The sequence below is a fragment of the Burkholderia sp. 9777_1386 genome (assembly GCF_015712265.1).
Classification (GTDB): domain Bacteria; phylum Pseudomonadota; class Gammaproteobacteria; order Burkholderiales; family Burkholderiaceae; genus Burkholderia; species Burkholderia cenocepacia.
Map to the genome: position 1 here is coordinate 20,112 of NZ_JACCQB010000060.1, position 19,522 is coordinate 39,633.

The 19,522-nt window shown below is 68.1% G+C and carries 14 protein-coding genes and 2 pseudogenes; 5 read left to right on the plus strand and 11 right to left on the minus strand.

Annotated elements, in window-relative coordinates; all coding sequences use genetic code 11:
* Nucleotides 1-2 precede the first annotated feature (2 nt).
* The 9 genes from arsB to H0X91_RS29845 all read right to left on the minus strand — a co-directional run bounded on the left by arsB (nt 3) and on the right by H0X91_RS29845 (nt 7,121).
* Nucleotides 3-1,076 carry an ACR3 family arsenite efflux transporter gene (arsB, locus tag H0X91_RS29805; RefSeq protein WP_196433590.1) on the minus strand — a complete coding sequence of 358 codons (1,074 nt, stop codon included), beginning with the start codon at nt 1,074-1,076 and terminating at the stop codon, nt 3-5.
* A gap of 62 nt (nt 1,077-1,138) precedes the next feature.
* Nucleotides 1,139-1,633, minus strand: a complete 495-nt coding sequence (locus H0X91_RS29810; protein WP_196433594.1) for an arsenate reductase ArsC — start codon at nt 1,631-1,633, stop codon at nt 1,139-1,141.
* A gap of 23 nt (nt 1,634-1,656) precedes the next feature.
* Entirely contained in the window at nt 1,657-2,004 is a 348-nt protein-coding gene (locus tag H0X91_RS29815) for an ArsR/SmtB family transcription factor (protein WP_058902586.1), read from the minus strand.
* Nucleotides 2,005-2,106: 102 nt separating this feature from the next.
* A complete protein-coding gene (locus H0X91_RS29820) occupies nt 2,107-3,108 on the minus strand; it encodes a serine protease (protein WP_230878051.1) in 1,002 nt (333 codons plus the stop codon).
* A 233-nt stretch (nt 3,109-3,341) separates the two neighbouring features.
* A complete protein-coding gene (gene uraH, locus H0X91_RS29825; protein ID WP_058902584.1) occupies nt 3,342-3,677 on the minus strand; it encodes a hydroxyisourate hydrolase in 336 nt (111 codons plus the stop codon).
* 31 nt (nt 3,678-3,708) lie between these two features.
* A complete protein-coding gene (locus H0X91_RS29830) occupies nt 3,709-4,179 on the minus strand; it encodes a hydroxyisourate hydrolase (protein WP_196433592.1) in 471 nt (156 codons plus the stop codon).
* A gap of 28 nt (nt 4,180-4,207) precedes the next feature.
* Nucleotides 4,208-4,924 (minus strand): outer membrane protein, encoded by a 717-nt coding sequence (locus H0X91_RS29835; protein ID WP_058902582.1) that lies wholly within the window; start codon nt 4,922-4,924, stop codon nt 4,208-4,210.
* 107 nt (nt 4,925-5,031) lie between these two features.
* The gene (locus H0X91_RS29840; RefSeq protein ID WP_058902581.1) at nt 5,032-5,676 is read right to left on the minus strand and encodes a response regulator transcription factor; all 645 of its coding nucleotides are present in this window, start codon (nt 5,674-5,676) and stop codon (nt 5,032-5,034) included.
* Nucleotides 5,673-7,121: a sensor histidine kinase gene (locus H0X91_RS29845; protein ID WP_080331820.1), complete on the minus strand. Its 1,449-nt coding sequence runs from the start codon at nt 7,119-7,121 to the stop codon at nt 5,673-5,675. The genes H0X91_RS29840 and H0X91_RS29845 overlap by 4 nt, the downstream gene beginning before the upstream one ends.
* 411 nt (nt 7,122-7,532) lie before the next feature.
* On the opposite strand from H0X91_RS29845, the gene H0X91_RS29850 reads away from it, so the two are divergent.
* The 5 genes and pseudogenes from H0X91_RS29850 to H0X91_RS29865 all read left to right on the plus strand — a co-directional run bounded on the left by H0X91_RS29850 (nt 7,533) and on the right by H0X91_RS29865 (nt 17,094).
* A complete protein-coding gene (locus H0X91_RS29850; protein ID WP_230205730.1) occupies nt 7,533-8,327 on the plus strand; it encodes a winged helix-turn-helix transcriptional regulator in 795 nt (264 codons plus the stop codon).
* Nucleotides 8,328-8,423: 96 nt separating this feature from the next.
* Nucleotides 8,424-11,459, plus strand: a complete 3,036-nt coding sequence (locus H0X91_RS29855) for an ATP-binding protein (RefSeq protein ID WP_230878052.1) — start codon at nt 8,424-8,426, stop codon at nt 11,457-11,459.
* A 200-nt stretch (nt 11,460-11,659) separates the two neighbouring features.
* Nucleotides 11,660-11,791, plus strand: a pseudogene (locus tag H0X91_RS35470) (ESPR domain-containing protein); the annotation flags it as partial.
* A 294-nt stretch (nt 11,792-12,085) separates the two neighbouring features.
* Nucleotides 12,086-16,168: pseudogene (locus H0X91_RS29860) on the plus strand (YadA-like family protein); the annotation flags it as partial.
* A 233-nt stretch (nt 16,169-16,401) separates the two neighbouring features.
* Nucleotides 16,402-17,094 (plus strand): response regulator transcription factor, encoded by a 693-nt coding sequence (locus H0X91_RS29865; RefSeq protein WP_196433593.1) that lies wholly within the window; start codon nt 16,402-16,404, stop codon nt 17,092-17,094.
* A gap of 132 nt (nt 17,095-17,226) precedes the next feature.
* Here the strand turns inward: H0X91_RS29865 and H0X91_RS29870 are convergent, their stop codons facing one another.
* Nucleotides 17,227-17,946, minus strand: a complete 720-nt coding sequence (locus H0X91_RS29870) for a response regulator transcription factor (protein ID WP_080331824.1) — start codon at nt 17,944-17,946, stop codon at nt 17,227-17,229.
* 434 nt (nt 17,947-18,380) lie between these two features.
* Entirely contained in the window at nt 18,381-19,406 is a 1,026-nt protein-coding gene (locus H0X91_RS29875) for an IS110-like element ISBcen1 family transposase (protein WP_080332016.1), read from the minus strand.
* Nucleotides 19,407-19,522: the final 116 nt, after the last annotated feature.

Below are 19,522 nucleotides of genomic sequence, written 5' to 3' on the forward strand. Positions count from 1 at the left end.
TTTCAAGCCCGGCACTCGTACCAGCCCTTCGACCGGTTGACGATGCGCACGACCAGCAACATCACCGGCACCTCGATCAGCACGCCGACGACGGTGGTCAGCGCTGCGCCGGAATGAAAGCCGAACAGACTGATCGCGGCCGCGACCGCCAGTTCGAAAAAATTGGATGCGCCGATCAGCGCCGACGGACACGCGATGTCGTGCCTTTCGCCGACCGCGCGATTGAGCCAGTACGCGAGCGCCGAGTTGAAGAACACCTGGATCAGGATCGGCACCGCGAGCAACGCGATCACCAGCGGCTGCCTCAGGATCGCTTCGCCCTGGAACGCGAACAGCAGCACGAGCGTGGCCAGCAGCGCGGCGATCGACCACGGGCCGATCCTGATCATCGCGGCATCGAACGCGGCCTGGCCGTTCGCGAGCAGCCGCTTGCGCAGAATCTGCGCGAGGATCACCGGAATGACGATGTAGAGCACCACCGACGTGACCAGCGTCGCCCACGGCCCCGTGATGGCCGACATCCCCAGCAGCAGGCCGACCAGCGGTGCGAACGCGATCACCATGATGCTGTCGTTCAGCGCGACCTGCGACAGCGTGAAGAGCGGATCGCCGCCCGTGAGCCGGCTCCACACGAACACCATCGCCGTGCACGGCGCGGCAGCCAGCAGGATCAGCCCGGCGACATAGCTGTCGAGCTGTTCCGCCGGCAGCAGCGGTGCAAACAGGTGGCGGATGAAGAGCCAGCCGAGAAACGCCATCGAGAACGGCTTGACGAGCCAGTTCACGACGAGCGTGACGCCGATGCCTTTCACATGCCGGCGCACCTCGTGCAGCGCGCCGAAGTCGACCTTGACGAGCATCGGCACGATCATCACCCAGATCAGCAACCCGACCGGCAGATTGACCTGCGCGTACGCCATCCGGCCAATCGCCTGAAACAGGCCGGGCAGCGCCTGACCGAGGGCAATGCCCGCGACGATGCATAACGCGACCCAGACGGACAGATAGCGTTCGAAGAAGTTGATGGCGGGTTTCGCGACCGCCGTACCGGGCGGCGTGATGTTGGACGTATTCATCGGACGAGCGTCGGTCTTGTAGTCGTGGGCGGCTGCGCGTCTCGGCGCATCGCAGCGTGCGATCAGTGTTGCGCAATCTCGATCAGCGCGGCCCGGAGTGCATCGTCGCTCATGCGGTCGAGCGGCAGCGCCAGCAACTGCAGCATCCGGTAACCGATCGCTTGCCGTGTCAGTTCGAAGGCGAGACGCTTGCCTTCGTCGCCGCCCGTCGCGTTCGACGGATCGGCGTAGCCCCAATGCACGTTGACCGGGGTGCCGGGCCAGTACGGGCACGTCTCGGACGCCGCGCTATCGCACACCGTGATGACGACGCGCATTTCCGGCGCACCGTCGCCGACGAACTCGTCCCAGCTTTTGCTGCGATAGCCGCCGACGTCGACGCCGGCATGCGTCAGCGTTTCCAGCGCGAACGGATTCAGCCGGCCGCTCGGCGCGCTGCCGGCGCTATAGGCCCGCACATCCTTGCCGAGCGTCGCGGCCCAGTGATTGAGCATGCCCTCGGCCAGCACGCTGCGCGCCGAGTTGTGGGTACAGAGGATCAGGACGTTCGTGGTCATGGGCGAAGGCGCGCGAACGCGCGTCAGGATTGACGGGGACGATCGATTTTCCCGGAAGGCGAGCAGCCGGACACCGGCGAGCATGGATTGCCGCCGCAACAATTCTCCGTGAGATAGCCGAGCAGCCCGTTCATCGTGTCGAAGTTCGCGCAATAGAACACGAAGCGGCCGTCCTGGCGGCTCGTCACGAGCTGCGCGTGCGCGAGCTCTTTCAGATGAAAGGACAGCGACGACGGCGGCACGTCGAGCAGCGTGGCGATCCGGCCGGCCGGCATACCTTGTGGCCCAGCCTGCACGAGCGCGCGAAAGACCGCGAGCCGGGATTCATGCGCGAGCGCCGCGAGGGCGGCAATGGTTTCATTCGTTTCCATATTTCGATAATAGTCGAAATATGGAAATCGGAAAAGCGACGCCGATACAGGGCGTTGCCGGGACGGTCTGTCCGTCGATATACGCCGCGCGACGCTCGCCGGTCAGTGCCCGATCAACCGCGTGTGGCTCGGCAGTTCGACCGACAGATCGGTGCCGCGCGCGGCGGACCGCGACGTATCGCGCGTCGCGGCAAGCCATTGCGTGAACTCGGCGGCGGTCATGCCGACGGCCTGGGCCGAACTCGATACCGGCGTGGCCGGCGGCGTATCGACCGCGCGGGCCGCCTGCTGCGAATGCGGCGTCGCACCGCGTGCCACGGTCGCCGCGTGTTGCGCGGCAGGCGCGTTCGCGCCCACCTGACGCGCCGCCTTGCCGCGCGACGCCGCAATAGACTTCGCCGCCGGTCGCGCCGCGGTCCTCGCAACCGGCTTGCCCGCCGAAGATCCGCGATCGGCACGCGGCGCCGCGGCTTCCGCGACGACGGCATTCGACGCGACCGCCATCGCCACCGCCACCGGCTCACGCTTCGACCCGCTATCCGCGACGTGCAACGCACGCGCTTGCGCGGACGCGGTTTCCGCCACCACCGTCGCCGCCGCCTTCATCTGCGCATCCGTCGGCGCCGCGCGATCCGCCCGCACAATCGCGACTTCCGCGGCGTGGCCGGTCGCCCGCGCGACTTCCGTCGCCGCGACGGCCGCGGTCGGCGCGGCCGCGATCGCTGCCGAATAAACCGCGTCGTGCTCGGCCGCGTGCTGACGCTCGTCGACCAGATGCGTCGCGAGGATGCACGTCGCGCCGAACAACGCGCACGCCATCAGCGTGAGCCGCCAGCGGCGGCGCAGCGGATGCGGGCGCACCCACGCGCGGTTGTCGGAACCGAAGTCGGCCGCGCGAACGGCCTTGGCGGGCCGCGCGGCCTTGGCGACGGTGCCGCCGTCCGTCGCGGGGGCCGGCACGCGGGGCGGGCCGTAGATATCGAACACGTGTTGCCGCGCCCGCCGGCTCGCCACGAACGGCCGGCGTCGCCGGCCGTACGGCGGCGGCACATCCGAGAACGGATGCGCGAGCGGAATCGCGTAATGCCCGGTGATGTCCTGCATGCTCATGATGTCGACGACGCATTGCGCGACATCCGCCGCGGCAATCCGTGCTCCCGTAGTTGAACGAATGGCTCCGAGTATCGCCGTCGCCCCGGTTACGGTAAATCGGACTGCGTCACCTTCGGTCCGATACGGCGGTCAGCCTGGTCCTACCGTCGCGCCCGGGCGCCCGGACGGACGGCGCACGCCCCGCGCATACCGCGCATCGCCGCCTCGCACCGTCCGTCGAACGCTCAACTGCCCCGATACACCGACACGTACCACGGCGAACACGCCACCGGCACGTGATGGTGTCGCGCCGGATCGGCCACGGTGAAACGCACGGGCACGATGTCGGTCAGCGCATCCGCCACCTTGAAATACGCGCCGAGATGCAGCCGCAGTTCGAACTCGCCGCGGCGCGCGAGCTCGCCGTCCAGCATCGGCGCGTCGTTGCGCCCTTCCGCGTTGCTGACCGCACGCGCGACGAGCGCCGGCGGCTGCTCGCCCAGGTCGAATAGCTCGATCCGCACGCCGGTGATCGGCCGGCCGGTGGCGACGTCCAGCAAATGCGTGCTGATGCCCGTCATGTCGTCCTCCCTTTGCGCAGGTGCGGCCGCATCACGTGCCGCGGTAATACGTGTAGTTCCAGCGGCCGAATTGCACCGCGACATGCAGCCGCTCGTCGTCGCGCGCGATCCGGAAGCGGACCGGCACGACCGTCAGGAACGGCGACTGCACGCCACGCGCACGGAAGTACTCGCCGACATGCAGCATCAGCGTGTACGTGTCCGCGCGATACGCGTCGCCGGCCAGCAACGGCGTGCCGGTGCCGCCGCGCGCATCGACGGTGGCATCGACCAGCGGCACGTCCTGCGCGCCGTCGACACGCGACAGCTCGACGCGCATCCCTTCGGCCGCAACGCCGTGCAGCAGTTCGACGATGCGCACCGTCAGGTCGGGCGATGCACCGCGCCGCACACCGGGCGCGACGCGCGGCGCACGCGCGCCGTCAGCCCATGCGGGCACAGCGGCCAGCGCGGTCGTCACCAGCACGAGCCTGCGTCGCCCCGTATCGATCACGTTCGTCATGCGATGCGCCTCCCGGCTGCGTCTTCCATCAGAACCGGCCGCGCAGGCCGATGAACACTTCGTTCGACGACAGCTTCGACTTCAACTGTTCGTCGCGCGCGTTGATGCGGTTCGCGAACGTGTTGAAGCCGGTTTCGACGTTGCCCATGTCGACATAGCGATACCCGAGGTCGATCGAGAAGCGCTTGTTGATCGCGTAGCTGACGCCCGCGCCGGCCGAGTACGCGAGGTTGGTCTGCGTCTTCGACGCGAAGCGGCGCGTGTCGTTGGTCTGCCAGCCATCGGCCGACACGATCGCGACGCCGATGCCCAGCGTGCCGTACACGGAGAAGCCGCGGCCGAGATCGAAGTCCTTGTAGCCGTTCAGCATCAGGCGTTGCGCCGACACGTGGAATTCGTTCGCGTTCGCGTCGAACGGCGCCCAGTAGCTGGTGAAGTTGTTGGTGCGCTTGAACACGTATTCGCCTTCCGCGCGCCAGCCGTTGCCGAACTGGTAGCCGAGGCCGAGCGAGCCGGTGACGTTCGAGCCCGTCTCCGGGCCGCCGACGCGGCTCGCGACGCGCGGGCTCGTCAGCTCCATGTTCACCGCGTTGTCGAACGCGCCGATGACGCGGCCCGTCGCGTAGTAGCCGGCGTCGCCCGCGTCGGCGGTCCTCTTCGTATCCGGTGCGGCGACGGTATCGGCAAAGGCGGCTCCCGAGAACAGCAGGGCGAGCGTGGACGGCAGGGCAAAGCGCTTGATCATGATGAATCGAATCCTTGACGATGAATGACTTGTCGGAGAAGCCGTCATCGTAGGAATCGCGCCGCGATCGTTGAACCCGTTCGGCTACGGGTGGCGCCTCCGTAGCGCTACGGAGGCGAGCCGCCCGCGAGCGCCGCGTAATCGCGCACGAGCTCGACCAGCGACGCGGCCCGCAGCTTGTCGAACACGTTCGCGCGATAGGTCTCGACGGTGCGCGGCGACAGCCCGAGCGCGCGGGCGATCTCCTTGTTGCTGCCGCCGCGCACGATCCCTTCCAGCACCTCGCGTTCTCGCGCGCTCAGCGTCGCGAGGCGGGCCGCGCGAGTCTGGTCGGCATCGTCCTGGCCGCGCTGTGCAGCCTGCCGGCGCAGCGCCTGCTGCACCGTGTCGATCAGTTCGTCGTCGTCGACCGGCTTGCGCAGGAAATCGAGCGCGCCGCGCTTGAACGCGCGCCGGCACGCGTCGACGTTGCCGTGGCCCGTCAGCACGATCACCGGCAGGTCGCGCCGCGCGCGCAGTTCGTCGAGTGCATCGAGGCCGCTCATGCCCGGCATCCGGATGTCGAGCAGCACGCAGCCGAGCGCCGCGTCGTCGGCATCGGCGAGGAAGGCCGATGCGTCCGGATAACAGCGCGTCCTCACGCCGACCGTGCGCAGCAGCAACGCGAGGCCGTCGCGCACGGCTTCGTCGTCGTCGACGATCGCGACGACCGACGCGGCGCGCGTTGTAGAGGGTTGAAGCGAATCGTTCATGCGGCCTCCCCGGCCAACGGCAGCAGCAACGCGGCTTCAACGCCGCCCGACGGCAGATTGCGCACCGTCAGCGTGCCGTCCTGGCGCTGCGCGAGCGTGTCGCACAGCGGCAGCCCGAGGCCGAGGCCACGCGCCCGCGTCGTGAAGAACGGTTCGAACAGGCGCGGCAGCGCGTCTTCCGGCACGCCGGGGCCGTTGTCGGTCACGCTGAAGTGGTAGTGCCGGCCGACGCGTGCGCCGCTGATGCGGATTTCGCCGCGCGATGACCCGACACCGGCACCCGCGCCGGCCAGCGCGTCGCGCGCGTTCTGGATCAGGTTGTGCAGGATCTGCTCGACCGCGATCGGCTCGGCGAACGGCCGCTCGCGCGCCGCCGCGTTGTGCCAGCCGAGCGCGATGTGCTCGCGCGCGCACTCGTCGCGGTACAGGAACAGCAGCGTATTCATGATCGCGTCGGGATCGAGCGCGCGACGCTCGCCGCCATGCGCGGTGGTCACCGCGTCGCGCATGCGCTCCAGGATCGCCGCCGCCCGCTTCGCCTGCGCGACGCTCGTCTGCAGCGCGCGGCGCACGCTGTCGCGCTCGGCCGGTTGGTCGAGCAGGCGTTCGGCCGCCCGCGTGTGGCTGACGATCGCGGTCAGCGGCTGGTTCAGCTCGTGCGCGAGGCCGGCCGCCATTTCGCCGAAGGTGTCGAGCCGGCCGAAGCGATCGAGGCGCGCCCGCGCATCCTCGCGCCGCCGCGCCTCGCGCAGCCGCCACGCGCCGAGCGCGCCCGCCGCGAGCAGCGCCGCCACCGCGTTCCACAGCGCGATCGGCAGCCACGGCAGGTCGGCGGCCGTCAGCGTGCGCGTGGTGCGCAGCACGAACGCCTGCGGCTGCGCGGGCAGGTGTTTCTCGAGATGCATCGTCCACAACGGCGTCGCGCCGCCATTCACGCCCCGCAGCAGCTCGACGCGTCGGTCGCGCAATTCGAGCGTCGCCGACGAAATCGCCGTCGACCACTCGCCTGGCTGCAGCATCCGACGCGGATCGACGCGCACGGCCCAGCCGGTTCCCGCGACGAGCCAGTACGCGGCCGGACCGTCGAACGCCAGCGTGAACGGCTTGCCGGGCCGTTGCCGCGGCAGCGTGTCGGGAGCCGGCCCGCCGTCGGTCTGCCAGCCGCTACCGAGCCGCCAGTATGCGAGCCCGTCGAGCTGCGGCATCCGTTCGCGTAGGTTGTCGAGCATGTGCGTGGGCGGCGCCGCGAGCGACGACGCGCCGAGCGTCGCGAGGATCGCCTCGTGCTGCGCGGCCTTCTGCGCAAGCAGGCGGATCGTGATGCTCGAATCCTGGAAGAAACGGTTGTACGCGTCGGACACGGCGCGCGAGACGACGAACGCGGTGCCGGCAAGGCTCAGCGCGAGCCACGCGGCCAGCGCGGCGATTCGGAAAGACGGTTTCATGTTCGATGGCAAGCGGGAAAGCGGGCCGGCGCACGGCACGAAACGATTGCCGCACCCGGCGCCGGGACCGTCATTGTCGACAAATCGACACGGCCAGTGGTCCGAATCCGGTGATGCCGGATGTCAGCCCAGTCCCAAACCGCGGCGACATCGATTGCACCGCCTGCAGTTTCAGACTGGGCTGATTTTCTTCAGACTCCGAACCGACCAGAATCGGCTTGCTTGTTCTCCGTTGCCTCCTGGAGTACAGGCTCCATAGTCGATACTTTTCCCGCCCTCCCGGCGGGACTTTTTTTGGACGGCGTCACGCCGCTAGCTGCCCGGAACCTGTCCGGCCATGATCCCGCCTCTTTTCGTCCGACCGCGTACGCACGCCGCACTCGCGCCGCACCGGCTTCGCCCGCCCGCATCGTGACCGACGCCCCCTCCACCGCCATCGCGATCCTGACGATCGACCATCCGAGCCGCGGCACGTTCGACGACCGGTTGCGTCGCGCCGGTTACGGCTACGACCGCCTGCGCATCGACGACATCCTGCGCCGCGCCGGCTACCGGCCGTCGCGCTTCGAGTATCTGCCCGACCTGCTCACAGCCTGCGACACGCGCGCGTTCGATCTGTTCGTCGTGCAATGCGAAACGGCCTGCCGGCGCACGACGGACGCGATCCAGGCGCTGCGCGCGCGTTTCGCCGGCACCGTCGCGATCGTGTCGATCAGCCAGCGCGACGCGGAACTCGCACGCTCCGCGTGTTTCATCGCCGGGGCGAACGAGCATCACCCGTACGCGGTGCCGCCGGACACGCTGATCGCGAGCATCGCGACATGGCTGCGCTGGTCGCATCACCGTGCGACCCATCATCGCCACTGGCGGATCGGCGCGTTCGAATTCGATACGGCCACGCGCAGCGTAACCGTGGCCGGCCGCGAGCACGTGCTGACCGAGAAGCATTTCCAGATCGCGACCGCGTTCTTCCTGAACATGGGCCGCGCGCTCGACCGTGCGCATGTGAGCCAGCTGGTGTGGGGCTCGCTCGTCGCGGCGTCCAGCCGGCGGCTCGACACGCACGTCGCGTATCTGCGCGATCGGCTCGAACTCGACGGGCGGCACGGCGTGAAGATGATGACGATGTACGGGTTCGGCTATCGGCTCGTCACGTGCGAGCCGGACGCGGAGCCCGACGACGACGAAGCGGCGCCGCGACGATAGCCGGCCTGGCCCGGCGGCGCGCCGCGGCGCCGACCGGTTCGCCGGCACCCCGCAAACCTGACAGCCCCCATTGCGCGCTGATCGGACTCCATTATCATGGGGGCACCCTGGCCGACCGCCCCGCTCCCGATGGACCACCGCGCCGCACCCGATCATTCCCGCTCCGCCGCCGCGCACCCGTCCGCCGCGCCGACCCGCATCGGCCGCCGCCAGCGCGCGCTGCTGTATGCCGGCGGCGCGGCCGTGACGGTCGCGATCCTGCTCGCGAGCGGCCTGATGCTGTATACGATGGCGCGCGAGGCGATCCAGGCGCGCTATACGACCTTCGCGGTGCGCCAGTTCCTGGTCCAGATCGAATTCAAGATGCGCACGACGGGCATGGACACGCTCGTCACGCACGACGAGGCCGTGTGGAATTCGCGCGCGACCGATCCGGCGCGCGTCGCCGCGCTCGCGGCCGGCCGCGGCCGGCTGATCATCCAGGGCAGCCCGGCCTTCCCGCCGACGCTCGTGCTGGCCGACCTGTCGCCCGCGCACCCGGCCGACAGCTACGCGCACGATCTGGCGATGGCGAGCGACATGAGCTATCGCGTCGGCGCGTACGTCGCGAAGCACGACGCCGATCGCGCGATCGCCGGCTACGCGTATCGCCCCGACCGCAGCTTCGCGGTGGTGATTCCCGAACCGGTGCCGCCCGATCCGCTCACCGCGTCGCCCGCCACCGATGCGGCCACGCTCGTCGCCCGGGTCGCCGCCGGCGTCGGCACGCCGCCGCCCGGGCAATACGAATGGCATCCGCCCGTCTACGACCCCGTGCAGCGGCGCGACGTGTTCCGGATCGCCGGCGCCGTGTACGACGCGCAAGCGCCGCGCGCCGTGTTCCTGTCGACGCTGCCCGTCGACGTGCTGCGCACGCGGCTGTCGACGGGCGACACGACCGACGCCGCGATCGTCGTCGACGCGCACGGCCGCACGCTGCTGCGCGCCGGCACCGCGGCCGACGACGATGCCACGCGCGCGGCCGTCGAGCGGCTCGGCGCGCATACGCGCGAAGCTGTCCGGCGTGGCGGGCCGCGCACCGCGTTCGGCGACGGGCTGTTCTCGCTGAGCCAGCCGATCGCCGAAACCGACTGGACGCTCGTGCAGGCGTTCACGCTGCGCTCGCTGCTCGCGACGATCGGCCTGCGCGCGGGCTGGTACATCGCGGTCATGCTGGCCGTGATCGCGCTCGTCTGGTGGCTGCTCGTGCGCTTCGACCGCCGCGTGCTGAAACCCGACGACGCGCGCACGCGGCGCGTGATCGACAGCGAGAACCTGAACCGGACGATCGTCGAAGCCGCGCCGTCCGGCATCGCGCTGCTGTCGCTGGCCGACGGCGCGGTGCTGCTGCAGAACGACACGATGCGCGACTACGATGCGCGCCGCGCGGGCGAACCGTCGTTGCCGGCGCGGCTGCTCGAACGCTTCGACCGCTCGCCCGCCGCCGCCGCGTGGCAACCCGATCTGCACGTGACGCTGCCCACCGCCGCCGGCGAGGCGGTCGACCTGCTCGTCAACCTCGTGCGCACGCGCTTTCGCGACAGGGACGTCGTGCTGTGCAACTTCTCCGACATCACGTCGCAGAAGAACATCGAGCGCCGGCTCGACGAAGCGGCGCGCGCCGCCGACGCGGCAAACGACGCGAAGTCCGCGTTCCTCGCGACGATGAGCCACGAGATCCGCACGCCGCTCAATGCGATCCTCGGCAACCTCGAACTGATCGGCCGCGAACCGCTCGCCGAGTCGCAGCGCGAGCGGCTGCATACGGTCGAGGGCGCGTCGTCGGTGCTGCTGGACCTGATCAACGACATCCTCGACCTGTCGAAGATCGAGGCCGGCCAGATGACGATCGAGGCGATCCCGTTCGATCTCGCGGAGACGATCCGGCAAACCGGCGCGATGTTCGAGCCGCTCGCGGCCGCGAAAGGGTTGCAGTTCGACGTGTTCGTCGATGACGCGCTCGCGTCGCGCTACGTCGGCGATCCGACGCGCATCCGGCAGATCGCCGCGAACCTCGTCGGCAACGCGATCAAGTTCACGAACCACGGGGAAATCACGCTCGAGGTCTACCTGCGCGACGATACGGACCCCGAATCGCCGGTCGCGATCGGCGTCAGCGACACGGGCATCGGCATGACCGACCCGCAGCGCGCGGCGCTGTTCCGGCCGTTCACGCAGGCCGACACGTCGATCACGCGCCGCTACGGCGGCACGGGCCTCGGGCTCGCGCTGACGAAGCAGCTCACGCAGATGATGCACGGCACGGTCGACGTGAAGAGCGAACCCGGCAAGGGCAGCACGTTCGTCGTCACACTGCCGCTGCGCGCGGCCACCGATGCGCAGATCGCCGAGCACGATGCCGCGCAGGCCGGCGATGCGGCGCTGCCGAGCGTCGCCGCGCGCGTGCTGGTGGTCGACGATCACCCCGTGAACCGCACGCTGCTGCAAGGGCAGCTCGTCACGCTCGGCTACGCGGCCGATGCGGCCGACGAAGGCGCGGCGGCGTTGCGGCGCTGCGCGGACACGCGCTACGACCTCGTGATGACCGATCTGAACATGCCGGGGATGGACGGCTATACGCTCGCGCACGTGCTGCGTGCGCAATATCCGGGGCTGCCGATCGTCGCCGTCACCGCGCATGCGAGCGCGGCCGAGCATGCGCGCTGTGCGGAAGCGGGGATCGTCGCGGTGCTGGTCAAACCGGTGCTGCTCGATACGATCGACCGCACCGTGCGGCGTTACGCGCAAACGGCCGCCGCGCAGGCGCCGGCCGCGCGCACGCTCGTCGATCTCGCGCAAGGTCCGCTGCCGCCGGACGTGCATACGCTGCTCGAAGCGAGTCGCGCGCAATCGGTCGCGGCGATGCACGACGCGGCAGCGCGCAACGATATCGCCGCGCTGCGTCACGAACTGCATTCGCTGCGCGGCGCGTTCGCGACGATTCACGAACATGCGGTGGCCGACGCGATCGGCGAACTGCAAACCATCGTGCACGGCGGCGACCTGACGTCGTTCGAGGCGCGGCTCGCCGAAGCGGACGCGCTTGCGCAGGAAGCGCTGCAACGGCGCTCGACGCAGGCGCCGGCTGCCTGATTCCCGCACGGCCGGCCCTCGCGCGCCGGCCTCCTCCCTCCATCGCCTTTCGTTCCGCGGCGCAGGCCCGCGGCGCGTCGCCGCGCGCGTAGGACTGGGCCTACACGGTCGCTATCTCGAATCAGCCAGGGACGACTGATTAGGACGAGGCCGATCCCTACCATCGGTTTGTGAACTGACAAACTGAAAGGAGTAGGGACATGAACAAGACTTATCGCAACGTTTGGAATGCGGCCACCAACACATGGGGGGCCGCATCGGAGCTGGCCAAGGGACGCAAGAAGAGCAGCAAAAGCGCAGTGACACTCGCTGTGGCCGCGCTGTTGGCACTGCCGGCAAGCGCGGTGTTTGCAGCCGATGATGCCGAAGAAGACAACTCTTTCGAGCCCAATATAGTCGTTCTTGATGCCACCGGTGCAATTCGAACAATGGGCGTGATGAGTAGCGGCGCAGCGGTCACGTCGGGCCCCGGCGACTATGTCGCGGGAGGAGGGTCGATCGACGGTAACGTCACTGGCGGCAACAACACCGCGATTGGCGCCAATTCGGTTATCACGCGGGGCGGCTACACCGGGGACGTTACCAACTCCGTCGCCATTGGCGGCGCTACGGTCAACAACGGCGGCGGCGCCGCGCCGATTTCGGGAACCATTGGCATCGGTGCCGGTGCAACCGCGTGGGGCAGTGGCACGATCGCCATTGGTCGGGGAGCGTCCAATAACAATAACAACGCAGTGGCCATCGGTACAAACAGCTACTCAGGTGGGGGTGCGGGAACCGTCGCATTGGGTACCAACGCAAGCACAACCGCCAGCGGCGCAGTCGCGATCGGCATGTATAGCCGTACCACCGGCGCCAATTCCGCCTCGCTCGGTGCGAATACGGGGACGAGCCGGGTCAATGCATTCTCTGTTGGTAACGACATCACGACGGCGAACGCGGACGGATCAGCTCGCACGGCCTTCACGCGCCAGATCGTCAACGTCGCCGCGGGCACGGAAGACAACGACGCCGTGAACGTCGGCCAGATGAAGACGGCCTTGTCGAGGAAGGTCGACGATACGTACTTCAAGGTCAACAGTACCGGCGACGCCGCGACGGCCACCGGTACGAATGCAATCGCGATCGGGAACAGTGCCTCTGCAACCGGCTCATCGAGCGTTGCGGTCGGTGCCAATGCGGGAGCTACCGGCGGGAACAACGCGACTGCACTCGGCTCCAGCGCATCCGCAGCGTCGCCGTGGACGACCGCCGTGGGATCGCTCGCGATAGCCGACGGCGCAAGTGCAACGGCGATCGGGGCACAGGCGCACGCGACCGGTCGCCGGTCGATGGCTATTGGGGTAACTTCGTCAGCGAGCGGCGATCAAGCCGTTGCGATTGGGTTTGGTGCCCTTGCAGATCGCGACTTCACGGTATCCGTCGGTTCGGCGACACAACAACGCCAGATCACGAACGTCGCGGCGGGCACGGAAGCCAACGACGCGGTAAACGTGGCTCAGATGAACGCTGGTCTGTCGACCACGAATGCCGCAATCGCCGCGACGAATCTCAATGTCTCGAGCCTGAGCACCGGCCTGTCGTCGACCAACAGCACCGTTGCCGGCCTGAGCACTGACTTGTCCACGACCAACAGTACCGTCGCCGGTCTGAGCACCGGCCTGTCGTCGACCAACAGCACTGTCGCAGGCCTGAGCACGGGCCTGTCGTCGACCAACAGCACTGTCGCGGGCCTGAGCACGGGCTTGTCGTCGACCAGCAGCACGGTTGCCGGCCTGAGCACCGGCCTGTCGTCGACCAACAGCACCGTCGCGGGCCTGAGCACTGGCCTGTCGTCGACGGTCAGCACGGTCGCCGGCCATACCAAGCAGATCGGCGACCTCGACGACAAGTTGAGCAAGCTCGAAAGCGGGACCACCGGCCTCGTGCAACAAGCGAAGCCCGGCGACGACATCACCGTCGGCGCGAACACCGACGGCAACGCCGTGGACTTCAGCGCGACCGGAGGCACTGCACGCACGCTCAAGGGCGTCGCGGCAGGCGACGTGTCGGCGGCGAGCACCGAAGCCGTCAATGGTTCGCAGCTGCATGGCGTGTCCGACAGCGTCGCCTCGGCGATCGGCGGCGGCGCGACGGTGAACCCGAACGGCTCGATCTCCGCCCCGTCCTTCACCGTCGGCGACGGCAGCGGCGGCACGAAGATCGTCAACTCGGTCGGCGACGTCGTCACCAATCTCGACGGCCGTGTCACGACCAACGAAGGCGACATCAAGAAGCTGGCCGACGACATCGGCAGCGGCACGCTCGGTCTCGTCCAGCAGGCGAAGCCCGGCGACGACATCACGGTCGGCGCGAACACCGACGGCAACGCCGTGGACTTCAGCAGCAAGACCGGCGCACGCACGCTCAAGGGTGTCGCGGCAGGCGACGTGTCGGCGACGAGCACCGAAGCCGTCAACGGTTCGCAACTGCATGGCGTGTCGGAAAGCGTCGCTTCGGCGATCGGCGGCGGCGCGACGGTGAACCCGGACGGCTCGATCTCCACCCCGTCCTTCACCGTCGGCGACGGCAGCGGCGGCACGAAGATCGTCAATTCGGTCGGCGACGTCGTCACCAACCTCGACGGCCGCGTCACGACCAACGAAGGCGACATCAAGAAGCTGGCCAACGACATCGGCAGCGGCACGCTCGGTCTCGTCCAGCAGGCGAAGGCCGGCGACGACATCACCGTCGGCGCGAACACGGACGGCAACGCCGTGGACTTCAGCAGCAAGACCGGTGCACGCACGCTCAAGGGCGTCGCGGCGGGCAACGTGTCGGCAACGAGCACCGAAGCCGTCAACGGTTCGCAGCTGCATGGCGTGTCCGACAGCGTCGCGTCGGCGATCGGCGGCGGCGCGGCGGTGAACCCGGACGGCTCGATCTCCGCACCGTCCTTCGCCGTCGGCGACGGCAGCGGCGGCACGAAGATCGTCAACTCGGTCGGCGACGTCGTCACCAACCTCGACGGCCGCACGACGACCAACGAAGGCGACATCAAGAAGCTGGCCGACGACATCGGCAGCGGCACGCTCGGTCTCGTCCAGCAGGCTAAGCCCGGCGACGACATCACGGTCGGCGCGAACACCGACGGCAACGCCGTGGACTTCAGCAGCAAGACCGGTGCGCGCACGCTCAAGGGCGTCGCGGCGGGCGACGTGTCGGCGACGAGCACCGAAGCCGTCAACGGTTCGCAGCTGCATGGCGTGTCGGAAAGCGTCGCTTCGGCGATCGGCGGCGGCGCGACGGTGAACCCGGACGGCTCGATCTCCGCACCATCCTTCACCGTCGGAGACGGCAGCGGCGGCACGAAGATCGTCAACTCGGTCGGCGACGTCGTCACCAACCTCGACGGCCGCGTCACGACCAACGAAGGCGGCCTCAAGAAGCTCTCCGAGCAGCTTGAAAGCGGCACGCTCGGCCTCGTCCAGCAGGACGCGACGACGGGCGGCATCACGGTCGGCGCGAACACCGGCGGCTCGGTGGTGAACTTCGCGGGCACCGGCGGCGCGCGCGTGCTGTCCGGCGTCGCGAACGGCGTGGACGACGACGACGTCGTGACGGTGTCGCAGCTCCGCGCTACCGGCCTGATCGACTACACGGGCAAGGAAGTCGGTGCGGTCACGTACGACTCGGGCCTGAACTTCGACACGGTGACGTTCGCCGGCACGTTCGGCACGAAGCTGCAGCGCGTCGCCGCGGGCGAAATCAGCGCGACGAGCATGGACGCGATCAACGGCAGCCAGCTGTTCGACCTGCAGGAGCAGTTCGCGAAGCAGTACGGCGAGCTGAGCGGCCAGTTCGGCGACCTGTCGAACCGCTTCGACGATCTGTCCGACCGTCTCGGCGAACTCGAAACGAACCCCGGCACGGGCGGCCCGGGCACGGGCGACGGCTCAACCGTCGTCGGCGAGGGCGCGGTGGCTTCGGGCGAGAACAGCTCGGCACTCGGCGAGAAGGCGCTCGCGTCGGGCGAGAACAGTTCCGCCGTGGGCCAGGGTGCGGTCGCATCGGGCAGCAACGCCTCGGCCATCGGCCAGGGCTCGACGGCATCGGGCAGCAACAGCTCGGCCGTCGGCCAGGGTGCGGTCGCGTCGGGCAACAACGGTTCGGCCGTCGGCCAGGGCGCGGTCGCGTCGGGCGAAAACGGCACGGCGCTGGGCCAGGGCGCGGTTGCATCCGGCAAGGACAGCACGGCGCTGGGCCAGGGCGCGTCGGCCACCGGCAGCGGCTCGGTCGCGATCGGTCAGGGTTCGGTCGCGACGGAAGCCAACACCGTTTCGTTCGGTGACGGCACGGCAGAAGGCAACCGCCGGCTCGTCAACATCGCGGACGGCATCAACGCGTCCGACGCGGCGACGAAGGGCCAGCTCGACCGCGCGATGGAATCGGTCGACCAGCGCTTCAACGACACGAACCGCGCGATCAACGACGTCGCGAAGAACGCGTACGCCGGTATCGCGGCGGCGATGGCGATGCCGAACATGACGCCGTCGCAGCCGGGCAAGACCGTCGTCGCGGTCGGCGCCGCGAACTTCAAGAGCGGCTCGGCGATCGCCGCCGGCGCCACCTACCGGTCGCGCAGCGGCAACTGGCTCGTGAACGGCGCGACGTCGATCACGTCGGTCGGCGACGTGGGTGTCCGTGCTCAAGTCGGCTATGAGTTCTGACCCGATCGCTCCGCCTCGCGCGGAGCATCGACCCGACGCGGGGGAGTCCTCCCCCGCCGTTCGGCCGACGGCCGGTGCCGATTCCGCCAGGAGTCGCCACCGGCCGTCGGCGCGTCCGCCTCACGCGCGGCTTTTCATCGCGCGCCCCGCGGCGGCCCGCATGCGCCGATTCCCTTCTTTCAACCGAGCGAGACACGCGCGCCGCCCGGTGCGGCGCGACACGTGAGATCAACATGAACAGAACCTTCCCCATTCGCATCGTGATCGCCGACGACCATCCGGCCGTCGTCATCGGCGCCCGCTACGAACTGTCGGCCACGAACACCGTCGCGGTGGTCGCGACCGCGCACAACTCGACGGAGCTGATGGACGCGCTGTCGAACCATCCGTGCGACGTGCTGGTGTCCGACTACGCGATGCCCGGCACCGAATACGGCGACGGCCTCGCGATGTTCACGACCCTGCTCAAGCGCTTTCCGGGGCTGAAGATCGTCGTGATGACGATGATGGAGAACGCGGTGGCGCTGCGCGCGCTGATCGACATCGGCATCGCGTGCATCGTCAGCAAGTCGGACATGCCCAATCACCTGACGATGGCGATCCACGCGGCCTATACGAACGGACGCTACCTGTCGCCGTCGATGGACCGGATCCTGCGAAACACCGGCAGCGTCGGCGGCAAGGCGCCCGCGCTGTCGGTGCGCGAGGTGGAGGTGATTCGCCTCTCCGCATCGGGGCTGTCGGTCAACGAGATCGCGGAGAAGCTCAATCGCAGCAAGAAGACGATCAGCACGCAGAAAAGCTCGGCGATGCAGAAGCTCGGCATCGAGCGCGACGTCGACCTGGTGCGCTATGCGATCGCGTGCGGGCTCGTGACCGACTACGGCTATGCGCCGCCGGTGCGCGGCGACGAAGCCAGCGCGTAACGCCGCTGCCGCGACCTGAAACGGAAAGCCCCGGCAACCTGACGGTGCCGGGGCATCGGTGCGTCGGTACAGGCAGGCGCGCTCGCCTTTCGTCATGGCCGCCATCCGCGCGGCCGGCCTCGTCGCGCGCCGTCAGGCCGGATCGACGCCGCCTTCCTCTTTCACGTCACCGCCCCGCCCTTCGCTGGCCGATGCGGCGACGATCCCGTGCTCGATCGCGTAACGCAACAAATCGATGTCCTTGTCGATCCCGAGCTTTTCCATCGCGCGCGCCTTCTGCGTGCTGATCGTCTTCTTGCTGCGGCTGAGTTTGTCGGCGATCTCGTTGACCGTGAGGCCCGACGCATACAGCCGCACGACTTCGAGTTCGCGGTCGCTGAGCTCGCGCTTCTGGTCGGCGGCCCGCGCGCTCGAATGCGACGTGAGCGTGCGCACGACCTTCTCGACCGATGGTGAGTAATAGGTGCCGCCCGTCGCGGCCGCATGAATCGCCGGAATCAGGTGATCGATCGTGTCGGACTTGCTGACGATGCACTCGATGCCGAGCCGCGTCAGCGCGCCGATCACGGCCGGGTTGTCGAGCATGGTCAGCACGACCAGCTTCACGGCCGGATGATGGCGCTGGAGATAGGAGAACAGCGTGATGCCGTCGCCGTGCGCGCTGCCGGGCATCGCATAGTCGGACACCACGACGTCGCACACGCCGGCCTCGACGAGCCGGATCAGCTCGGTCGAATTGACGGCCTTGCCGGTCAGCCGGATCGTCGGCACCGACGACAGGCCGTGCTCGACGCCGACCAGCATCGCCGGGTGGTCGTCGGCCAGTACCACGCGTATCAGATAGCTTCCCATAGTCGTCCAGATTTGCGCGGCAATCGTCGCGGCCGGTTCGCCGCCCGGCGGGCGGCGACGGCGCGCATCGCGGCGTCGTGGATCGTAATTGGGCGCTATCTTCGCACGAAAACGGGCGCATCAGCCATCGCCCGGCCGGCGGCGGCGGGCGCGCCGCGCACCGCCATGAAAAATCTATGGTCACCCCCTTTTTTGCAACACCGATCTTCGATGCCGTGTGTGGCTTGCCTAAATCTATCCGGCGTCGTTGTGGGGATTGCTCCCCGCGCCACGATGAGAGTCGCGCCTGACCCGTCCTAAAAAACCGCGCGGCTTCAGAAGCCAATTTTTATGACAGGTTCTCGGTCAGGCCGGTGTGCCGTTCACGTCATCAAATTTCAGCGTTCGCAAAACCAGGTGGGTGATTCTTACAGCAACAAGCCGACGTCGGTTAATCAGGCCGGCATACCTGCCGACCGCGCATCGAAGGTGGTACGGCTGGTAACAAGTGCCCATGCCGTACGAGCCAGCTTATTTGCCAGCGCGCAAGCCACGACGTTTGAGTGCCGACGCGCCAGCATGGTCCGGACCCAATCGGCAAGCCGGCCGCTTTGCCGTTCCAGGTGCTGCATATAGACTCGGGCGCACTGCACCAGTAGCCGCCGGATATTCTTGTCCCCGCGTTTGCTGATGCCCAGCAGATTGCTTTTGCCGCCCGTGCTGTACTGGCGTGGCACCAGCCCGACCGATGCGGCAAAGTCGCGACTGCAGCCGTATTGCTTGCCGTCGCCCATTTCGGCGGCCAGCACGCTTGCCGTAATCGGGCCAACGCAGGGAATGCTCAAGAGGCATTGCCCTAGCTCATCGTCGGCTAATTGCCGAGCCATCTCGGCGTCAATCTCACTGATCTGCTCACTCAGGTACTTGAAGTGGCCGTGCAAGCGCTCGAGGATCGCCACTAGCCGGGGCGGCAGCGCATGCTCGGCCAGCACAGCCGGTAATCGCTTGATCACGGCTTGCCCGACTGGCAGGCTGATGCCGAATTCGAGCAGAAACCCGTGTAATTGGTTGGCCGTCTTCACTCGATCCCGCACCAGAGAATCACGCACGCGGTGCAAAGCTGACAAAATCTGCTGCGACTCCGTCTTCGGCGTCACAAATCGCATAGATGGGCGTGAGGCTGCCTCGCAGATCGCTTCGGCGTCCACGAAGTCGTTCTTGTTACTCTTGACGAAGGGCCGCACGAACTGCGGCGAGATCAGTTTGACCTGATGGCCCCAGCCCGCCAATTGGCGCGCCATGTAATGTGCTCCGGCGCAGGCCTCCATGACCACGATGCAGGGGTGAAACTTGGCGAAAAACTCGATTAGTTGCTTGCGGTTCACCTTCTTGCGGAACACGGCTTTGCCGTGCCGATCCTGCCCGTGAAGATGAAACGAATGTTTGCCCAGATCGATCCCAACCAGCGTTACGTCATGCATGATGGCCTCTCCAGAAAAGAAAACACCCTACAGCGTAACCCGCGTGTAGGGTGGGGGTGACCATCTCATTAACCGCCGGCTCGTGACGAGCGGGCGGTTCGAGTACAGGGCGGGCG

Coding starts and splice junctions, on each gene's coding strand:
- arsB (WP_196433590.1), bottom strand. CDS start 1,076: ATGAATACGTCCAACATCACGCCGCCCGGTACGGCGGTCGCGAAACCC.
- H0X91_RS29810 (WP_196433594.1), bottom strand. CDS start 1,633: ATGACCACGAACGTCCTGATCCTCTGTACCCACAACTCGGCGCGCAGC.
- H0X91_RS29815 (WP_058902586.1), bottom strand. CDS start 2,004: ATGGAAACGAATGAAACCATTGCCGCCCTCGCGGCGCTCGCGCATGAA.
- H0X91_RS29820 (WP_230878051.1), bottom strand. CDS start 3,108: ATGCAGGACATCACCGGGCATTACGCGATTCCGCTCGCGCATCCGTTC.
- uraH (WP_058902584.1), bottom strand. CDS start 3,677: ATGACGGGCATCAGCACGCATTTGCTGGACGTCGCCACCGGCCGGCCG.
- H0X91_RS29830 (WP_196433592.1), bottom strand. CDS start 4,179: ATGACGAACGTGATCGATACGGGGCGACGCAGGCTCGTGCTGGTGACG.
- H0X91_RS29835 (WP_058902582.1), bottom strand. CDS start 4,924: ATGATCAAGCGCTTTGCCCTGCCGTCCACGCTCGCCCTGCTGTTCTCG.
- H0X91_RS29840 (WP_058902581.1), bottom strand. CDS start 5,676: ATGAACGATTCGCTTCAACCCTCTACAACGCGCGCCGCGTCGGTCGTC.
- H0X91_RS29845 (WP_080331820.1), bottom strand. CDS start 7,121: ATGAAACCGTCTTTCCGAATCGCCGCGCTGGCCGCGTGGCTCGCGCTG.
- H0X91_RS29855 (WP_230878052.1), top strand. CDS start 8,424: ATGGGGGCACCCTGGCCGACCGCCCCGCTCCCGATGGACCACCGCGCC.
- H0X91_RS29865 (WP_196433593.1), top strand. CDS start 16,402: ATGAACAGAACCTTCCCCATTCGCATCGTGATCGCCGACGACCATCCG.
- H0X91_RS29870 (WP_080331824.1), bottom strand. CDS start 17,946: ATGGGAAGCTATCTGATACGCGTGGTACTGGCCGACGACCACCCGGCG.
- H0X91_RS29875 (WP_080332016.1), bottom strand. CDS start 19,406: ATGCATGACGTAACGCTGGTTGGGATCGATCTGGGCAAACATTCGTTT.